The organism is Candidatus Manganitrophus noduliformans (genome assembly GCF_012184425.1).
GTDB lineage: Bacteria > Nitrospirota > Nitrospiria > SBBL01 > Manganitrophaceae > Manganitrophus > Manganitrophus noduliformans.
Genome location: NZ_VTOW01000001.1, coordinates 225,402 through 241,452, shown reverse-complemented (window position 1 = coordinate 241,452; position 16,051 = coordinate 225,402). Strand labels below are relative to the sequence as shown.

16 protein-coding genes are annotated in these 16,051 nt (G+C 56.3%); 13 read left to right on the top strand and 3 right to left on the bottom strand.

The window, feature by feature from the left end:
- Positions 1 to 28: 28 nt before the first annotated feature.
- Complete coding sequence (locus MNODULE_RS01150) at positions 29 to 781, bottom strand: response regulator (protein WP_168057665.1); 753 nt, start codon at positions 779 to 781, stop codon at positions 29 to 31.
- Positions 782 to 917: 136 nt separating this feature from the next.
- Here MNODULE_RS01150 and ygfZ point away from each other — a divergent pair, with 136 nt between their 5' ends.
- Genes ygfZ through MNODULE_RS01135 form a run of 3 tightly spaced genes read left to right on the top strand, consistent with a single transcriptional unit; the run spans position 918 to position 2,686 of the window.
- Positions 918 to 2,000 (top strand): CAF17-like 4Fe-4S cluster assembly/insertion protein YgfZ, encoded by a 1,083-nt coding sequence (gene ygfZ / locus MNODULE_RS01145; RefSeq protein ID WP_168057664.1) that lies wholly within the window; start codon positions 918 to 920, stop codon positions 1,998 to 2,000.
- A gap of 43 nt (positions 2,001 to 2,043) precedes the next feature.
- Complete coding sequence (locus MNODULE_RS01140; protein WP_168057663.1) at positions 2,044 to 2,319, top strand: YciI family protein; 276 nt, start codon at positions 2,044 to 2,046, stop codon at positions 2,317 to 2,319.
- A gap of 31 nt (positions 2,320 to 2,350) precedes the next feature.
- Positions 2,351 to 2,686 (top strand): MTH1187 family thiamine-binding protein, encoded by a 336-nt coding sequence (locus tag MNODULE_RS01135; RefSeq protein ID WP_320412330.1) that lies wholly within the window; start codon positions 2,351 to 2,353, stop codon positions 2,684 to 2,686.
- 175 nt (positions 2,687 to 2,861) lie between these two features.
- Here the strand turns inward: MNODULE_RS01135 and MNODULE_RS01130 are convergent, their stop codons facing one another.
- On the bottom strand, positions 2,862 to 3,899 hold the full coding sequence (locus MNODULE_RS01130) for a WD40/YVTN/BNR-like repeat-containing protein (RefSeq protein WP_168057662.1): 1,038 nt from the start codon (positions 3,897 to 3,899) through the stop codon (positions 2,862 to 2,864).
- 57 nt (positions 3,900 to 3,956) lie between these two features.
- Positions 3,957 to 4,925, bottom strand: coding sequence for a WD40/YVTN/BNR-like repeat-containing protein (locus MNODULE_RS01125; RefSeq protein WP_238339167.1), 969 nt, complete (start codon positions 4,923 to 4,925; stop codon positions 3,957 to 3,959).
- A gap of 170 nt (positions 4,926 to 5,095) precedes the next feature.
- Here MNODULE_RS01125 and MNODULE_RS01120 point away from each other — a divergent pair, with 170 nt between their 5' ends.
- The 10 genes from MNODULE_RS01120 (at position 5,096) to MNODULE_RS01075 (ending at position 15,893) form a co-directional block, all read left to right on the top strand.
- Positions 5,096 to 5,911, top strand: coding sequence for a hypothetical protein (locus MNODULE_RS01120; RefSeq protein ID WP_168057660.1), 816 nt, complete (start codon positions 5,096 to 5,098; stop codon positions 5,909 to 5,911).
- A 238-nt stretch (positions 5,912 to 6,149) separates the two neighbouring features.
- Positions 6,150 to 7,910 carry a biosynthetic-type acetolactate synthase large subunit gene (gene ilvB, locus MNODULE_RS01115; RefSeq protein WP_168057659.1) on the top strand — a complete coding sequence of 587 codons (1,761 nt, stop codon included), beginning with the start codon at positions 6,150 to 6,152 and terminating at the stop codon, positions 7,908 to 7,910.
- Between the two features lie 36 nt (positions 7,911 to 7,946).
- The gene (gene ilvN, locus MNODULE_RS01110; protein ID WP_168057658.1) at positions 7,947 to 8,474 is read left to right on the top strand and encodes an acetolactate synthase small subunit; all 528 of its coding nucleotides are present in this window, start codon (positions 7,947 to 7,949) and stop codon (positions 8,472 to 8,474) included.
- Positions 8,475 to 8,515: 41 nt separating this feature from the next.
- Positions 8,516 to 9,529 (top strand): ketol-acid reductoisomerase, encoded by a 1,014-nt coding sequence (gene ilvC, locus MNODULE_RS01105; protein WP_168057657.1) that lies wholly within the window; start codon positions 8,516 to 8,518, stop codon positions 9,527 to 9,529.
- 96 nt (positions 9,530 to 9,625) lie between these two features.
- Complete coding sequence (locus MNODULE_RS01100) at positions 9,626 to 10,273, top strand: phosphatidylserine decarboxylase family protein (protein ID WP_168057656.1); 648 nt, start codon at positions 9,626 to 9,628, stop codon at positions 10,271 to 10,273.
- Positions 10,270 to 11,094, top strand: coding sequence for a CDP-diacylglycerol--serine O-phosphatidyltransferase (pssA, locus tag MNODULE_RS01095; RefSeq protein WP_168057655.1), 825 nt, complete (start codon positions 10,270 to 10,272; stop codon positions 11,092 to 11,094). The genes MNODULE_RS01100 and pssA overlap by 4 nt, the downstream gene beginning before the upstream one ends.
- Before the next feature lie 99 nt (positions 11,095 to 11,193).
- Positions 11,194 to 12,741, top strand: coding sequence for a 2-isopropylmalate synthase (locus MNODULE_RS01090; protein ID WP_168057654.1), 1,548 nt, complete (start codon positions 11,194 to 11,196; stop codon positions 12,739 to 12,741).
- Positions 12,742 to 12,785: 44 nt separating this feature from the next.
- Positions 12,786 to 13,880 carry a 3-isopropylmalate dehydrogenase gene (gene leuB / locus MNODULE_RS01085; protein WP_168057653.1) on the top strand — a complete coding sequence of 365 codons (1,095 nt, stop codon included), beginning with the start codon at positions 12,786 to 12,788 and terminating at the stop codon, positions 13,878 to 13,880.
- Positions 13,881 to 13,893: 13 nt separating this feature from the next.
- Positions 13,894 to 14,910: an aspartate-semialdehyde dehydrogenase gene (locus MNODULE_RS01080; protein WP_168057652.1), complete on the top strand. Its 1,017-nt coding sequence runs from the start codon at positions 13,894 to 13,896 to the stop codon at positions 14,908 to 14,910.
- 59 nt (positions 14,911 to 14,969) lie between these two features.
- Complete coding sequence (locus MNODULE_RS01075) at positions 14,970 to 15,893, top strand: metallophosphoesterase family protein (protein WP_168057651.1); 924 nt, start codon at positions 14,970 to 14,972, stop codon at positions 15,891 to 15,893.
- Positions 15,894 to 16,051: the final 158 nt, after the last annotated feature.

Sequence of the window (16,051 nt, the reverse complement as noted above, 5' to 3'; positions counted from 1 at the left end):
TCTCCGGGATGTGTGGATCGGAAAGGATTTAAACCGTTGGACTGGTTCCTTCCCTTTTTGACTCCGCTTGTGCCGGCGCTTCCGGCGGCAAGGTCCGTTCCTTCAGGGCGAAAATAGCGGCTTGGACGCGATTATTCAAATGTAGTTTTTTAAGAATGTGGCGCAGGTGGATTTTAACGGTGTGCTCCGAGATCCCCAAGGTCGCTCCGATCTCTTTGTTGCTGGCCCCTTCGCCGAGACAACTGAGAATCTCCCGCTCTCTCGGGGTCAGGGGACCATGGTTCGTGGAGGGCGCCGAGGAGGTGATGTAGGGGGAGGTAAAGAGTTTCGAGGCCATCTGCCGGGGCAAAACCAACTCCCCGCGATGGACCAGGGAGACGCATTTATAGAGCTTCTCAGGGTCGATGTTCTTGTAGATGAAGCCCTTGGCCCCCGCCCGCATGGCGGCGAAAATGTTCGACTCTTCATCCGAAAGAGCGAGAATGATGATATTGGCGGCGGGATGCGCCTCCCGGATCAGGCCGATTCCCTTCAGGCCGTCACAAACCGGCATTTGCGAATCCATCAGAACCACATCGGGCTTGAGCTCCTTGGCCCGCTCCGCCGCCTCGATGCCGTGCTGCGCCTCGCCGACCACTTTCATCCCCTTCTGCAGATGGAAGAGGGAGATCAGCCCCTTTCTCGTCAGGGCCTCATCATCGACGATGAGAAGGCGGATCTCGCTTCGAATGAGGGCCAGATGGGATTTTTTGATCGCAGATTCTCTCATTTTGTCGGACACCTCTAAAACTTCCTTATGTTTTAAGATATCTGAATTCTAAGGGGCGAGTCAAGCGTTACGAAAAGGACCGATTTGACCCGATCTTCCCGGCCATGTTATTATTTTTCACTTATTAACCGATTTTCAAGGGAGATCCATGCCGACGCCGCTTTTACGCGCCCAACACCAACAGCGGGGCGCCCGTTTCGTGCCTTACGGCGAATGGGAGCTTCCGTCCGATTACGGAGATGCTCTCTCGGAATATCAAGCCGTCCGACGAAAGGTCGGCGTGGCCGATCTTTCGCATCAGTTCCCCTTCCTCATCACCGGGAAAGACCGCATTCCTTTTCTGCAAAATATCATCAGCAATGATCTCACTCCGTTGCAACAGGGAAAAGGACTCTATGCCACCCTCCTGACGGCCAAAGGAAGGGTCCTCTCCGACTTCCATCTCTACCTGCTTCCCGAGGCCTTGCTGATCGATGTGGAGTGGACGAATGCGAAGAAAACGCTCGATCAGCTGATGCGGTTTAAATTCCGATCCCAGATCAAGATCGAATCTCCGGCTTGGGGGCGACTCCTCGTATCCGGCCCCGAGGCCCGGCCGCTTCTCGAAGCCCTCCTCGGTCCGCTTCCGATCCATGAAGAGAAGTCGTTCTTTCAAAGCGAGCGCGACGGAGCGGCCCTCCTTTGCGTCAAACAATCGACGACGGGAGGAGAAGACTATCATCTCTATGTCCCGGCGGAGGGGCTGGAGAAATTATGGGAGGGCCTTTTTTCGGCGGGCGGCGCGTTCGGCCTCCAACCCTTCGGCCAAACCGCTCTCGAGATCTTGCGGATCGAGGCGGGAAAACCCCGGTATGGGATCGATATCGACGAGCATATTATCCCCATTGAAGCGGGTCTTGAGAAGGAAGCGATCAGCTATACCAAGGGGTGCTATCCCGGCCAAGAGGTCATGGCCCGCATCCAGACCTATGGCCATGTGAACAAACAGCTCATGGGATTGACGATCGAAGGGTCGGATCTTCCCAAAAGAGAGGACAAAATCTTCCAGGGGGAGAAGGAGCTCGGCTGGATTACCAGCGCAACCTGGTCTCCCTCTGCGGGAAAGATCGTTGCGATGGGCTACGTGCGGCCGCAGATCGCGATTCCCGGCACGGAGGTCGAGGTGGAGATCGCTCAGACCAGAAAAACCGCGCAGGTCTCGGCCCTTCCGTTCTACCGTCTTGTACCCTGAAAGGGGGCCTTCACCCGATCTGGAAAAAGCAGGAGCGCGTTTGATGAAATTTGTGATGATCGGGCTGGACGGCCCGGATGGCGCTGAGTTAAGAAAACATCTTCGCCCATCCCATTTGGAGCGTCTGGAGAAGTTGACGGCTGAAAAGAAATTAATCTTGGCAGGCCCCTTCGGGGACAAGAGTGGAAGTCTCATCGTCTTTGAGGCGGGCTCTTTAGAAGAGGCGGTCGCTTGGGGCGAGGCGGACCCGTATGTTTCAGGCGGGGTCTTTTCCCGATACGAGATTAAACCGTTTACACAGGTCTTTCCAAAAGAGTAACGCAGTTCATTTCAAGATCGAGGGAGGTCACGTGGCAAGCCGGAAAGAGAAAGATGAAACCATTTTGCTCGAATTCTCCATGTCTCCGCTTACCCAAGGGGAGAGCGTCAGCGAGTATGTCTCCCGATCGCTGGAAATTATCGACAAAAGCGGCCTGGAGTATCGTCTCAACCCGATGGGGACGGTGATCGAAGGCCCTTGGGAAGAGGTGCTTGGGGTCGTGAAGGCCTGCTGGGAGCGGATGAAGGAAGATTGCGACCGGGTCTCGACGGTGATCAAGATCGATTATCGCAAGGGGAAAACAGGGCGGCTGACGAGCAAAGTGGCCAGCGTGGAGAAGACGCTCGGGCGAAAGCTGAAAACTTAAGGGTCGGAACAGTCGCGCTTGAAGCCGCACCGACGGCAGATCAGTTTGCAGTGAAGATCGAGCATCGGTGCTCCGCAAAGATCACACCAATAGAGCTTCTTCGCTGATTTTCCCGTATCCGGTAAGACTTCTTTAGAGGGAGAGGATTTAGGTCTTACGCCGACTTCATCAAGACTCATTTCTTTTCTTCTTCTGTTTTCACTTCCTTGACCTCGATCGGCGGGGGCTCGCCCCCCCGCTTCGTATGGAAGATGGTCCCTTTGATCCCGATGACCCAGCCGACCTGAGGGTCGACGAAGAAGACGTTGGTCAAGAAATTAATCGTTCCGGAAACCTGCTGCTGCCAGGTGGCCCCTCCATCCTTTGTATTCAAGATCGTCCCCGAAGCGCCGACGGCCCAGCCGACCTGATCATTGATAAAGAAGAGGCCGAGCAGAAAGCTCGGCACCCCGCTGGTTTGGGGAGACCAACTTTTTCCGCCGTCTTTGGTGTGGAGAATGGTCCCGGCGCCTCCCACCGCCCAGCCGATCTCGGGCCGTGAAAAGAAGATGCGGTGAAGATCCTTCTGCGTTCCCGACTCCTGCCGAGTCCAATTGACGCCGCCGTCTTCCGTATAAAAGATATTCCCGGCGTCCCCTGTAATCCACCCTTGCTTCTGATTAACGAAAAAAACGGAATTAAAAGAGACCGCCGGCTTGACCTCGGTCGATACCCAATGTTGCCCGCCGTCGGTGGTGGAGAGGAGGAGTCCCTTCTCGCCGGTCACCCATCCTTGGTCCGGGCTGATGAAGAAGACATGCAACAGATTCTTCTTCAGTTGACTGCCGTCCTGAAGCGCCCATTTTTGTAGCTCCCATTTCTGTCCGCCGTCCTCGGTGAAGAGAATCAGCCCTTTTTCTCCGACCGCCCATCCCCGCTTCGGGGTGACGAAGAAGATCGAAACCAGCAGCGTCTGTGTGCCGGTTTCCTGCACCGACCAATGCTGGCCGCCGTCCGTCGTGTGAAGAATGATCCCCTTGTTTCCGGTCAGCCAGCCGTTTTGAGCGTCCAAGAAGTAGATGCCGCCCAATGAGGCTTGGATGCCGCTGTTTTGGATTTCCCACCCGGTCGGGGAGCCGGGCGCATCGGGAACAGGGGAGGGGGGGCGGCAGCCGGCGAAGAGAAATGCGAGGAGGGTCCACTGCCAAATCTTTTTGCTTGAAAAATATTTCAATCGTGCTCCTTTATGAAAATAATGAATGCCGTTTTCTATTCGAGACCTTTTCGAATCTCAACGCAACTTCATTTTCTCCCAGCGGGCGCCGGCATCGGTGCTTCGATAAAGACCCTGTGTGGTCCCCGCGAAGAGGACCTCGGGCGATTGGGGATGAATCGACAATGAGGTGATGGAGCGGGGTGAGCCGGCGAGGGGCGCCCACGATTCGGTGCCGTTCACTGTTTTATAAATACCGTCTTGATTGCCGGCGTAGAGGACCTGTGTCTTTTCCGGATGGATGAGGAGGGTGACGATAAACCTGTTCGCGAGACCGTTGTTTTGCGGCTGCCATGTGTTCCCCTGGTCGGTCGTCTTAAAGATCCCCTGATTTGTCCCGGCGTAGACGATGTTCGGATCGGACTTGTCGAAAACGATCGCATTCACCGCCCATTTTTTCGTCTCCGGATGGACCAATCGCCACGTCTTGGCGGCATTTTCCGTCTTAAAGATCCCTTCGTTTGTCCCCGCCATCAAGATGCTGTGATCCCGAGGATCCATCACCAGGGCGATCACGAACCGATTGGCGACGCCCATATTTGCCGACTTCCACTCTCCCCCGCCGTCCATACTTTTGTAAACCCCATGGTTCGTTCCGACATAAAGAATGTCGGAGATAAAGGGATTGGAAACAACGGCATTTACCGCCTGTGTTCCGACATTATCATCCAGACCGGTATTGATGATCATCCAATTCCGGCCGCTGTCGATGCTTCGATAGACGGCGTCTCCAAACGAGCCGGCGTAAAGAATCGTGGTCAAGGAGGGATTCACCGCAATGGAGGTGATATTGTAGGAGGTCAACCCATTGCTCATTCTTTGAAAGGTCACTCCTCGATCGGTGCTCTTGTAGAATCCGCCCCCCGTTGTGCCGACATAGACCGTGTCCGGATTGCGGGTATTCAGTGTGACGGAGAGGACCGTCTCACCCCGACTGCATCCCAAGGCAAAAAAAAGGGAGCACCAAAGAATCAAACGGATTGACAAAAAAAGCGGCCTCATCGGTTTTCCAATAAAATGCGCCGTCATGTTAACATATCTTTCTTTCCAAAAACAATGCTGTGCCTCGGCAAGGGAGCGGGATTCGGCGGAGATCCCCTTTCTTGACAATTCACGATTATTTGATATCTTTCTCCAAAGACGGCGAGGAGGATAAAATGGCCTTTAGACAGCGGGTCTTTCAATGGACGGTTCTGGTGACCTTTCTTGTTTCCGTCGGCGCTTTCCACGTGTCGGCGGAAGAGATCCCTGCGGAGGAACCGATGTCGCCTCTCTCGGACCTGAGCGAAAAGGAGATCGCCTCGCCTAGAAAGATCGATTTTTGGTCGGCTCTCTCGAATGGAATGGTCGTGCAGGATCTAAACTCAGACGGAAAACTCATCGGGGCAAAGGATTCGAAGACCCTCTTTTCCAGAGGCGATATTGTTTATCTCCAACTTTCAAAAACGGAAGCCGCTTCCGATGAATGGGTCCTCTATCGTAAAATAAAGAAAGTCCACCATCCCGAGACGGGAAAATTGCTCGGAGATCTGATTGAAATTACCGGAGCAATCAAGGTCATCGAACGCAACGGGAATACTGCGACCGCTCAGGTTGTTCATTCGAAAGAGGCCATTTCAATGGATGATGAGATCGCGGCACTCGGAGCCCTCATCCGTTCTTCGACCCCCTCCGAGCAGGTCTCTTCCGACAAAAAGGGAGGGATGATCGCCGAAGTGCGTGACGATCGGTTGAGTAGTGGAGAGCATGACATCGTCTACATCGACCAGGGATGGAAGAATGGCATTCTCCCCGGGGATCAGTTTGAAATTATCCACGGCGGGGAAAAGGCCGGTGCCGGTCGTATTCCAAAGCGGAGCGTGGGACGTCTGCTGGTTCTCACCAGCCAGAAGGAGACGGCCACCGCCCGAATCACCTTGAGTTCCGAGCCGATTTCGAAGGGGGATCCCCTTCAATACCTCCCCCAGGAATAGTACATTCCTTTCCGCTCTATCCGCCTTGATTTCCCAAATATTTCCGGTTGACTCCCCCTCCGGGCTATGGTAATAATATTAATCTCATGTTATCATCGTGACTCTTATTCCCTTTAAATATAAAGTACTTGTAAAAGCAAATGAACTAGCGGACTCGGTAAGGCGCGGTCAATCGTTTGTATTTGTTTGAAGGTAAGGGCCAGAAAAAACCACCGGCCGAGACCAAAGGAGAAGCGCAATGAAATTGTCGGGATCACAAATTCTGATTGAGTGCCTCAAGCGGGAGGGGGTCCAAGTTGTTTTTGCCTATCCGGGAGGGGTCAATCTTCCTGTCTTCGATGTTCTTTATGACGAAAAGGATCTCCAGGTCGTTCTCTGCCGGCATGAGCAGGGGGGAACACACATGGCGGAAGGATATGCGCGGGCGACAGGAAAGCCGGGCGTGGTTTTGGTGACCTCCGGTCCCGGCGCCACGAATACCGTCACCGGCATCGTCGACGCCTATATGGATTCAACCCCCTTGGTGATTCTGACGGGTCAGGTCCCGACGAAACTGATCGGCAATGATGCCTTCCAAGAGGCGGATGTGGTCGGCATCACCCGTCCCTGTACGAAGTACAATATTCTGGTGAAAGATGTAAACGATCTGGCCCAGGCGATTAAAGAGGCTTTTTACATCGCCACTTCCGGGAGACCCGGGCCGGTTTTGGTCGACCTTCCGAAAGATGTCGTTTTGGCAAAGACCGAATTTAAGTATCCTGATAAAGTGTATATCCGAAGTTATTCCCCCGTTTATAAAGGAAACAAGTGGCAGATTAAGCAGGCGGCCCAGGAGATTTTAAAGGCGAAAAAACCGGTCATTTATGCCGGCGGAGGGGTCCTCTCCTCGGATGCGCATCAAGAGCTTCGCGAGCTGGCGGAGATCACAAAAATCCCGGTAACCCTCACATTGATGGGCCTTGGCGCTTTTCCAGGAACGCATCCTCAGTTTCTCGGCATGCTCGGAATGCATGGGACCTATTGGGCGAATATGTCGATCCACAATTCCGATCTCATCATTGCAGTCGGCTCCCGCTTCGATGATCGCGTCACCGGCCGGGTCGCCGACTTCGCCCCGAACGCACGAATCATCCACATCGACATCGATCCCACTTCGATCCACAAGAACCTAGCCGTTCATGTGCCCATCGTCGGTGATGCCAAACTGGTCCTCCGGGAACTCAATCAGCTTTTGCGGACCTCCGGCAATGGGAATTTGGGACAACATCAGCCGTGGATGGAGCAGATCGAAGCGTGGAAGAAGGAACATCCTCTCGCTTATGAACAGGGAAACAAAATCATCAAGCCTCAATACGTGATCGACAAGATTTATGAGGCCACGCAGGGAAATGCCATCATCACCACCGATGTCGGCCAACATCAGATGTGGTCGGCCCAATTCTATAAATTCAATCGGCCCCGCACCTTCATCAATTCGGGAGGTCTCGGCACGATGGGATACGGACTCCCCGCAGCGATCGGCGCCCAATGCGCCTATCCGGATGAACAGGTCGTCTGTATTGCCGGCGACGGCGGCATCGTTATGAATATTCAAGAGCTTGCGACCGCGGTCCAGTACAAGCTGCCGGTGAAAGTCGCCATCATCAACAATAAATATTTGGGAATGGTCCGTCAATGGCAACAGCTTTTCTATGATGGGCGATATTCCTCAAGCTTCATGGGGGACTCTCCCGATTTCGTTAAGTTGGCCGAAGCTTTCGGCGCCGTCGGGCTTCGCGCCACGGAGGTGAGCGAGGTGGACGATGTTCTGAAAGAAGGACTCGCCGCCAGCGGACCGGTCGTGATCGATTTTCAGGTGGATCAAGAAGAAAACTGCTATCCCATGATTCCGGCCGGCGCCGCCATCAACGAGATGGTCTTCTCCGACCCTGACAAGGGATCGAAAAAGGCGAAGGGTCAAAAGCAGGAAGAAAAAGCGGACGGCGTGCTCACCGCGTAATCTCTTCCGTTTGTTTCCCCTAACTGATGAGGATTCATGCAGCATATTATTTCCGTTTTGGTCGAGAATAAATTCGGCGTTCTCTCCCGCGTCTCCGGCCTTTTTTCAGGCCGGGGCTTCAACATCGAAAGCCTCTCCGTGGGGCCGACGCTTGATCCGACGGTCTCCATGATGACCATCGTGACGCAGGGAGACGACCGGATCATCGAGCAGATCACCAAACAGCTGAACAAACTCGTCGATGTGATCAAGGTGGTCGATCTCACGGAAAAAGAGTATGTTGAGCGGGAGACCGCGCTCATCAAAATCAACACCCGCGAGCAGGACCGCGCCGAAGCGCTCCGGGTCGCCGATATCTTTCGGGCAAAAATCGTCGACTCCACGCCGAACACCTATACGATCGAAATTACCGGCGATGTGCAAAAAATTGACGCGATCATCAACCTGCTCCGGCCGCTCGGGATCAAGGAGTTGATTCGAACCGGCCGGATCGCCATCGCCCGGGAAGAGATCAAGACCATCTCCTCGAAAGAAGAACGAGAGAAAAAGATGGTATCAAAATAGGATTTATTTTCCACGGTCCATCCGTATAATAAGGGGATTCCATGAAAATTTATTACGATCAAGATGCCGATGCCTCCCTGTTGAGAGAGAAACAGATCGCCATTGTCGGATATGGCAGCCAGGGACACGCCCACGCTTTGAACCTCATGGACAGCGGGCTGAAGGTCGTCATCGGTTTGCGCGAAGGGCGTTCCTGGGACAAAGCGGCGCGTGCCGGACTCAAGGTCATGCCGGTCGCCGACGCGGTGAAATCGTCCGAGATCGTCATGATCCTCACCCCCGATGAAGTCGCCGGTGATCTCTACCAGAACGAGATCGCCCCCAATCTCAAGACCGGGGCTTATGTGGCGTTTGCCCATGGATTTAATATCCATTTCGGACAGGTCGTCCCCCGCGAGGATATCAACGTCTTCATGGTGGCGCCCAAGGGACCGGGGCACCTGGTGCGCTCGGAATTTACAAAGGGAAGCGGCGTCCCAAGCCTAATTGCGATCCATCAAGATCCTTCAAAGCAGACCAAGGCGATCGCCCTCGCTTATGCCAAAGGAATCGGCGGGACGCGGGCCGGCGTTCTGGAGACGAACTTCCGGGAGGAGACCGAGACCGATCTTTTCGGAGAGCAGGCCGTTCTCTGCGGTGGATTGACTTCCCTGATTACGGCCGGGTATGAGACCCTCATTGAGGCCGGCTATTCTCCGGAGATGGCCTACTTCGAATGCCTGCATGAGGTGAAGCTCATCGTCGATTTGGTTTATGAGGGCGGCATCTCGAACATGCGCTACTCGATCTCGAATACGGCCCGCTACGGCGACCTGACGCGGGGGCCGCGGATCATCACCGACGAAACCAAAAAAGAGATGAAGAAGATCCTCAACGAGATCCAGAGCGGCCAGTTCGCCAAGGAGTGGATCCTGGAGAACAGGGCGCGAAGACCGGTCTTCAACGCCCTTGCAAAGAAAGGGGAGGCCCATCCGATCGAGCAGGTCGGTGAGCGGCTTCGTGCCATGATGCCTTGGCTCAAGAAAGATCGGCTGGTCGATCGGAGCAAGAACTAAGCGTCTCCCGTCCAGGTAGCTATTTTTTTCTCCTCCAAAATGCTAAAATCGGAACCGTAAACCATTTTGGGCGCTCCGCACCGGACGAGGTTGAGCATGACAGAAGAAACACAATTTCCGATCGCAAAAGAAGGCTTCATATTTATTGCAGGCGGGGCGCTCTCGACCCTGCTGGGGGGGCTCTTCCTCGGTCGAGCGGCAGGGTGGTTCTTCGGGGCGCTGACCCTTTTTTGCCTCTGGTTTTTTAGAGATCCGCGTCGATCTGTTCCGCAAGCCGAAGGGGCGCTGGTCTCTCCGGCCGACGGAAAGATCGTCGATATCTCAAGGACGGAAGAAGGGCGGTTTCTCAATAAACCGGCGATCAAGATCAGCATCTTCCTCAATGTTTTTAATGTCCACATCAACCGGGTTCCCGTCGCCGGAAAAGTGATCGGCGTTTTTTACAACGCCGGACGTTTCTTCGCGGCGAACGTGCCGAAAGCTTCGCTGGAGAATGAGCAAAACGCGGTTGTGTTGGAAACGCCGGCCGGAAAACGGGTTGTCTGCATTCAAATCGCAGGACTGATCGCGCGGCGGATCGTCTGCTGGATTCAAGAAGGAAGCGTTTTAAATCGGGGCGAGCGATTCGGCCTGATCCGTTTCGGCTCCCGCGTCGACCTCTTTCTCCCGATCGAAACGGAAATTCGCGTCTCCATGGGACAAAAGGTCCGGGGAGGCGAAACCATTCTAGGAATTTTAAGATGAATCAGAAAAAAAGGCCGGAAATGAAAGAGCTGAGACGGAAGGGGATCTATATTATTCCGAACCTCTTCACCAGCGGAAACCTCTTCTGCGGCGTTTTCGCGATTATCGCCGTCTTCAACGCCGAGTATGTCATGGCCGCCATCGCCATTTTGGTCGCTTCGATCTTCGACACTTTAGACGGCAAACTCGCCCGTCTTACCAAAACGACCAGCCGGTTCGGCGTCGAATACGACTCGCTGGCCGATCTGGTCTCCTTCGGCGTGGCCCCCGGTCTTTTGATTTACTCCTGGGCTTTAAGCGGTTACGGCCGCCTCGGCTGGGTCGCGGTCTTTCTCTTCATCGTCTGCGGCGCGCTCCGACTTGCCCGTTTTAACGTCCAGGTTTCCGGCCCGGAATCGACCGACTTCGTCGGGCTGCCGATTCCGGCGGCGGCAAGCCTGATCGCCACCCTGGTCATGCTCGACAGTTATATTCTCCACTTTGGCAAAGAGATCCGTCCCGCGTTGACCCTGGCGGTCACCTATATGCTCGCCTTCTTAATGGTCAGCAATATCCGTTATCGCAGCTTCAAAAAGTTCAACCTGAAGGATCGAAAGCCGTTCGGCGTTTTGGTCAGCCTGGTCCTGGTCCTTTTAATTCTGGTGACCGCTCCTCAGGTCATGCTCTTCTCCCTCTTCGCAATCTATGTCCTCTCAGGAATCACTGAGAAACCGGTCGTCGCCCTCTACAACCGCCTTTCCAAGAAGACGGGCGAAGCGCCTCCCCCCGCCGGCGAAGGGGTCGAGGATATCGAGGACAAGGAGATTTACCTTAAAAACTAAAACTTGGACTCGCTTTCGTTCAGGAGTTCATTTGGTAGACTGGCCTTCGTCCATGGGTGAAGGCCATTTATTTATCCATTCACAATTGAGGCAGATGCGATGTCACGGATGATTCAAATTTTCGACACCACCCTCCGGGATGGAGAGCAATCTCCCGGCGCCAGCATGAACGTCGAGGAAAAGCTCTCGATCGCCAGGCAGCTGGCCCGATTGGGGGTCGATATCATCGAAGCCGGATTCGCCTACAGCTCCCCCGGCGACTTTGAAGCGGTCCGGACGATTGCCAACGAGATCGAGGGGCCGACCATCTGCAGCCTCGCGCGCGCCAAGCCGGCCGACATCGACAGCGCCTGGGAAGCGCTGAAAGGAGGGGCAAAGGTCCGGATTCACACCTTCATCTCCACCTCCGACATTCATCTGAAGCATCAGTTCCGGCTCACGCGGGAGGAGGCGCTCAAACGCGCGGTCGAGATGGTCTCGCACGCGCGCGGCTACGTCGAGGATGTCGAATTCTCCCCGATGGACGCCACCCGCTCCGACGAAACCTATCTCTGTGAAGTTTTGGAGGCGGTCATCGCCGCGGGGGCTAAGACGGTGAATATCCCCGACACGGTCGGCTACGCGATCCCGCAAGACTTCGGGCGGCTGATCGAAGCGATCCGCAAGCGGGTTCCCAATATCGATCAGTCGGTCATCTCCGTCCACTGCCATAATGATCTGGGGCTGGCGGTGGCCAACTCCATCGCCGCCATTTTGGCTGGGGCCGGACAGGTGGAGTGCACGATCAACGGCATCGGCGAGCGGGCCGGGAACGCCTCGCTCGAAGAGGTCGTGATGGCGCTTAGGACCCGCAAAGATCTCTTCGGCGCCGATACGAAGATCAATACCGAAGAGATCACCAAGGCGAGCCGTCTGGTCAGCAAGATCACCGGGATGATGGTTCAGCCGAACAAGGCGATCGTCGGCGCCAACGCCTTCGCGCACGAGTCGGGGATTCATCAAGACGGGCTGCTCAAGGAGAAGATGACCTACGAAATCATGCGGCCCGAGTCGGTGGGGGCCGGCAAGACCCATATCGTTCTCGGCAAGCACTCCGGCCGCCACGCCTTCAAAAAGCGGCTGGAAGAGATGGGCTATCATCCGAACGAGGCCGAGCTCGACCAGGCGTTCGAGCGGCTCAAGCGTCTCGCCGATCAGAAGAAGGAGATCTTCGAAGAGGACCTCGAGACGATCATCACGGAAGAGATGGACCGCCCCTCCGAAACTTATAAGCTCATCGCGATTCATGTGGAGAGCGGGAGTGAGGTCACCCCCACCGCCACGGTCGAGATGTCGATCGGGGAGACCGTCCGCAAGATGGTCGGCAAGGGGGACGGTCCGGTCGATGCCGTGTATCGGACGATCGCGGCGATCACCCAGACGAAGAGCCGTCTTCTCTCGTACAACGTCAAGGGGATCACCGGCGGGACCGACGCATTGGGCGAAGTGTCGGTCTCGATCGAAGAAGAGGGGAAAACCGCCATGGGACACGGCGCCGACACCGATATCATCATCGCCTCGGCCCGGGCGTATCTCAATGCCCTGAACAAACTCGCCGCGCGCGCCGCACGCGGGGGGAAGACCGAGCCGAAAGTGGGATTAATCTAGGGTACTCTTAAACGTTCAATCATTGACAAGGATCTATTGCGAAAATGACAAAAGCATATAAAATCGCCGTTCTCCCTGGGGACGGGATCGGCCAGGAAATCGTTCCCCAGGCGGTGGCCGTCTTGGAGACCATCGGTAAAAAATTCGGACATCGGTTCGAATTTCAAAATGCCATCGTCGGCGGAACGGCGATCGATCAGTTCGGGAAGCCCCTTCCCGAGGAGACCCTCAAGTTGGCGCTTGAGGCCGATGCCGTTTTGCTCGGCGCCGTCGGGGGACCGAAATGGGAAGGGCTCGATTATTCGATTCGCCCCGAGCGGGCGCTGCTCGGATTGCGCGAGAAACTGGGACTCTATGCCAATCTCCGGCCGGCCAAGCTTTTTCCAATGCTCGCCGACGCGTCGACCCTCAAGCGGGAGGTGATCGACGGGATCGATCTGCTGGTGGTCCGCGAGCTGACCGGCGGGATCTATTTCGGCAAGCCGCGCGGGGTCGAGAAGTATGAAGGGGGCGAGCGGGGGATCAACACCGAAGTCTACACAACGCCGGAGATCGTCCGGATCGCCAAGGTCGCCTTCGAGGTCGCCCGGAAGCGGCGGAAGAAGGTGATGTCGGTCGACAAGGCCAATGTCTTGGAAGCGACCGAGCTTTGGCGCAAGGTCGTCACCGAAGTCCACAAGGGGTATCCCGATGTGGCGCTCAGCCATATGTACGTCGACAATTGCGCGATGCAGCTGATCCGAAACCCGAAGCAGTTCGATGTGTTGGTCACGACGAATCTCTTCGGGGATATCCTCTCCGATGAGGCGGCGATGTTGACCGGCTCGATCGGGATGCTCCCCTCCGCCAGCATGGGAGAGCGAGCGGATGGGAAGGGCCTGCGGGGGATGTACGAGCCGATTCATGGAAGCGCTCCCGACATCGCCGGGAAGGACCTCGCCAATCCGATCGCCACGATCCTCTCCGCCGCGATGATGCTGCAGTACTCCTTCGGGCTCGATAAAGAGGGGGCCGCCATCGAGGCGGCGGTGGTCCGGGTCCTGGAAAAAGGCTATCGGACGGCCGACATCTACTCCGAGGGGACGAAGAAAGTCGGATGCGTCGAGATGGGCCGCCGGATTTTGGAAGAACTCAAGTAAGAGGGGAACGCTTATGGCGCTTCAGAAAAAGAACGCGTATCACGTCGCCGTCATGGGGGCGACGGGGGTTGTCGGACAGGAGATGGTCGAGATTTTGGAGGAGCGGCAGTTCCCGGTCGAGGCGCTCCATCTTTTTGCGTCGGAGCGGTCGGCCGGCTCCACCCTCACTTTTAGAAACAAAGACATCGTTGTCCGGAAACTGAGCGAAGAGGTTTTCAACGGGATCGACATCGTCCTCGGCGCGACCGGCGGCGACCTCAGCAAAAAGTTCTCCCCGCACGCGGTGAAGGCCGGCGCCGTGGTGATCGACAATTCGAGCGCCTTCCGGATGGAGCCGGCGGTCCCGCTCGTGGTGCCTGAGGTCAATGGCCACACCCTGGCAAACCATCGCGGCATCATCGCCAACCCCAACTGTTCCACAGCCCAGCTCGTCATGGCGCTCAAGCCGCTCCACGACGCCGCCCGGATCAAGCGGGTGATCGTGACGACCTATCAGTCGGTCTCCGGGACCGGGAAAGAGGCGATGCAGGAGCTGATGGAGCAGACGCGCGCCCTGATGAATTTCCAAGAGGTCGAATGCAAGGTCTACCCGCAGCAGATCGCCTTCAACTGCATCGTCAACTGGGATGCCGATCCGGAGACGGGGTATACCGAAGAAGAGACCAAGATCGTCAATGAGACGAAGAAGATCATGGGGGACGATGCGATCCGGATCACCGCCACGACGACCCGCGTCCCGGTCTTCCGCGCCCATTGCGAGGCGGTCAACATCGAAACCGAAAAGAAGCTTCTGCCGAACGAAGCGCGCGCGCTTCTCTCCGCCTTCCCCGGCGTGGTTGTGATGGACGATCCGGGCCGCAAGCTTTATCCCACCCCGCTCGATGCCGCCGGACAGGATGACGTTTACGTCGGCCGCGTGCGCGAAGACCGCTCCGTTCCGAACGGCCTGAATCTCTGGGTGGTCGGAGATAACCTGCGAAAGGGGGCGGCGCTCAACGCGGTGCAGATCGCCGAGGCGTTGATCCGATAAGCGCTTTTATCTCGTCTCTTCTAAATCGCGCCGAATGACACCTCCCCCCCGGTGATTCGATGGACCCGGTCCCCCCCGGAATACGCCGCATCCTTATTGGACGTCTCTCTTTATTTCTCCTCATCCTCTTCCCCCTTTTTGTCTTAGGATGCGCGCGCTTTCCCGCTCCCGCGTCTCTCTCCGTGCCGGAGGGCTCCTCCGTTCTGGTCGGCGCCGGGGACATCGGCCATTGTTTCTGGAAGGGCAATCAGGCGACCGCCCGGCTGCTCGATCGGATCCCCGGCCTGGTTTTCACGACGGGGGACAACGCCTATCCGGAAGGGTCCGCTGAAGACTTCGCCGACTGCTACGATCCTTTTTGGGGCCGGCATAAGGAGCGGACCCGTCCTTCCCCCGGAAATCACGACTACCGGACCCCCGGCGCCGCCGGATATTTTGATTACTTCGGCCCCAAAGCGGGCGAGCCGGATAAAGGCTACTACAGTTACGATCTCGGGGGGTGGCATATCATCGTTCTCAACAGCAACATCGATGTGAGCGCCGGCTCTCCTCAGGAGGCGTGGCTGCGGGCCGATTTGGAGAGCCATCCCAAGCGATGCACACTGGCCTATTGGCACCATCCGCTCTTCAGCTCCGGGAGACGCGGCAAGGCCGCCATGAAGCCGATCTGGCGGGCCCTCTACGAAGCGAAGACGGAGATCGTCCTCTCCGGACATGATCATGTCTACGAGCGCTTTGCGCCGCAATCGCCCGACGGCGCGGCCGATCCCGGCAGGGGAATTCGAGCCTTCGTGGTCGGGACCGGCGGGGCGGGCCTCCACCGTTTTAGGACAACGGCGGCCAACAGTGAATTCAGATATAACCGGGCTTACGGCGTGTTGAGGCTGGTCCTCAACGACGGGACGTATCAGTGGGAATTCATCGCGATGCTCTTTCCCGGACGGATGCGGGTGGTCGATTCAGGAAGCGGTTCCTGCCACTAGGTGGTTTTACGCCATGATCTCTTCTCTGATGCAACTTTGGGGAAGACCCGCCCTGGAAATCCCGTGTGATCACAAACCGCCGGAGCGGCATAAAGACTTGGAAATGATCGGAAAGATTCTAAAAGGGGCCCGCTTTGTTGCTTGATCAGCTACCCCCC

Coding starts and splice junctions, on each gene's coding strand:
- MNODULE_RS01090 (WP_168057654.1), top strand. CDS start 11,194: ATGTCACGGATGATTCAAATTTTCGACACCACCCTCCGGGATGGAGAG.
- ilvB (WP_168057659.1), top strand. CDS start 6,150: ATGAAATTGTCGGGATCACAAATTCTGATTGAGTGCCTCAAGCGGGAG.
- MNODULE_RS01120 (WP_168057660.1), top strand. CDS start 5,096: ATGGCCTTTAGACAGCGGGTCTTTCAATGGACGGTTCTGGTGACCTTT.
- leuB (WP_168057653.1), top strand. CDS start 12,786: ATGACAAAAGCATATAAAATCGCCGTTCTCCCTGGGGACGGGATCGGC.
- MNODULE_RS01075 (WP_168057651.1), top strand. CDS start 14,970: ATGGACCCGGTCCCCCCCGGAATACGCCGCATCCTTATTGGACGTCTC.
- ilvN (WP_168057658.1), top strand. CDS start 7,947: ATGCAGCATATTATTTCCGTTTTGGTCGAGAATAAATTCGGCGTTCTC.
- ilvC (WP_168057657.1), top strand. CDS start 8,516: ATGAAAATTTATTACGATCAAGATGCCGATGCCTCCCTGTTGAGAGAG.
- pssA (WP_168057655.1), top strand. CDS start 10,270: ATGAATCAGAAAAAAAGGCCGGAAATGAAAGAGCTGAGACGGAAGGGG.
- MNODULE_RS01080 (WP_168057652.1), top strand. CDS start 13,894: ATGGCGCTTCAGAAAAAGAACGCGTATCACGTCGCCGTCATGGGGGCG.
- MNODULE_RS01100 (WP_168057656.1), top strand. CDS start 9,626: ATGACAGAAGAAACACAATTTCCGATCGCAAAAGAAGGCTTCATATTT.
- MNODULE_RS01140 (WP_168057663.1), top strand. CDS start 2,044: ATGAAATTTGTGATGATCGGGCTGGACGGCCCGGATGGCGCTGAGTTA.
- ygfZ (WP_168057664.1), top strand. CDS start 918: ATGCCGACGCCGCTTTTACGCGCCCAACACCAACAGCGGGGCGCCCGT.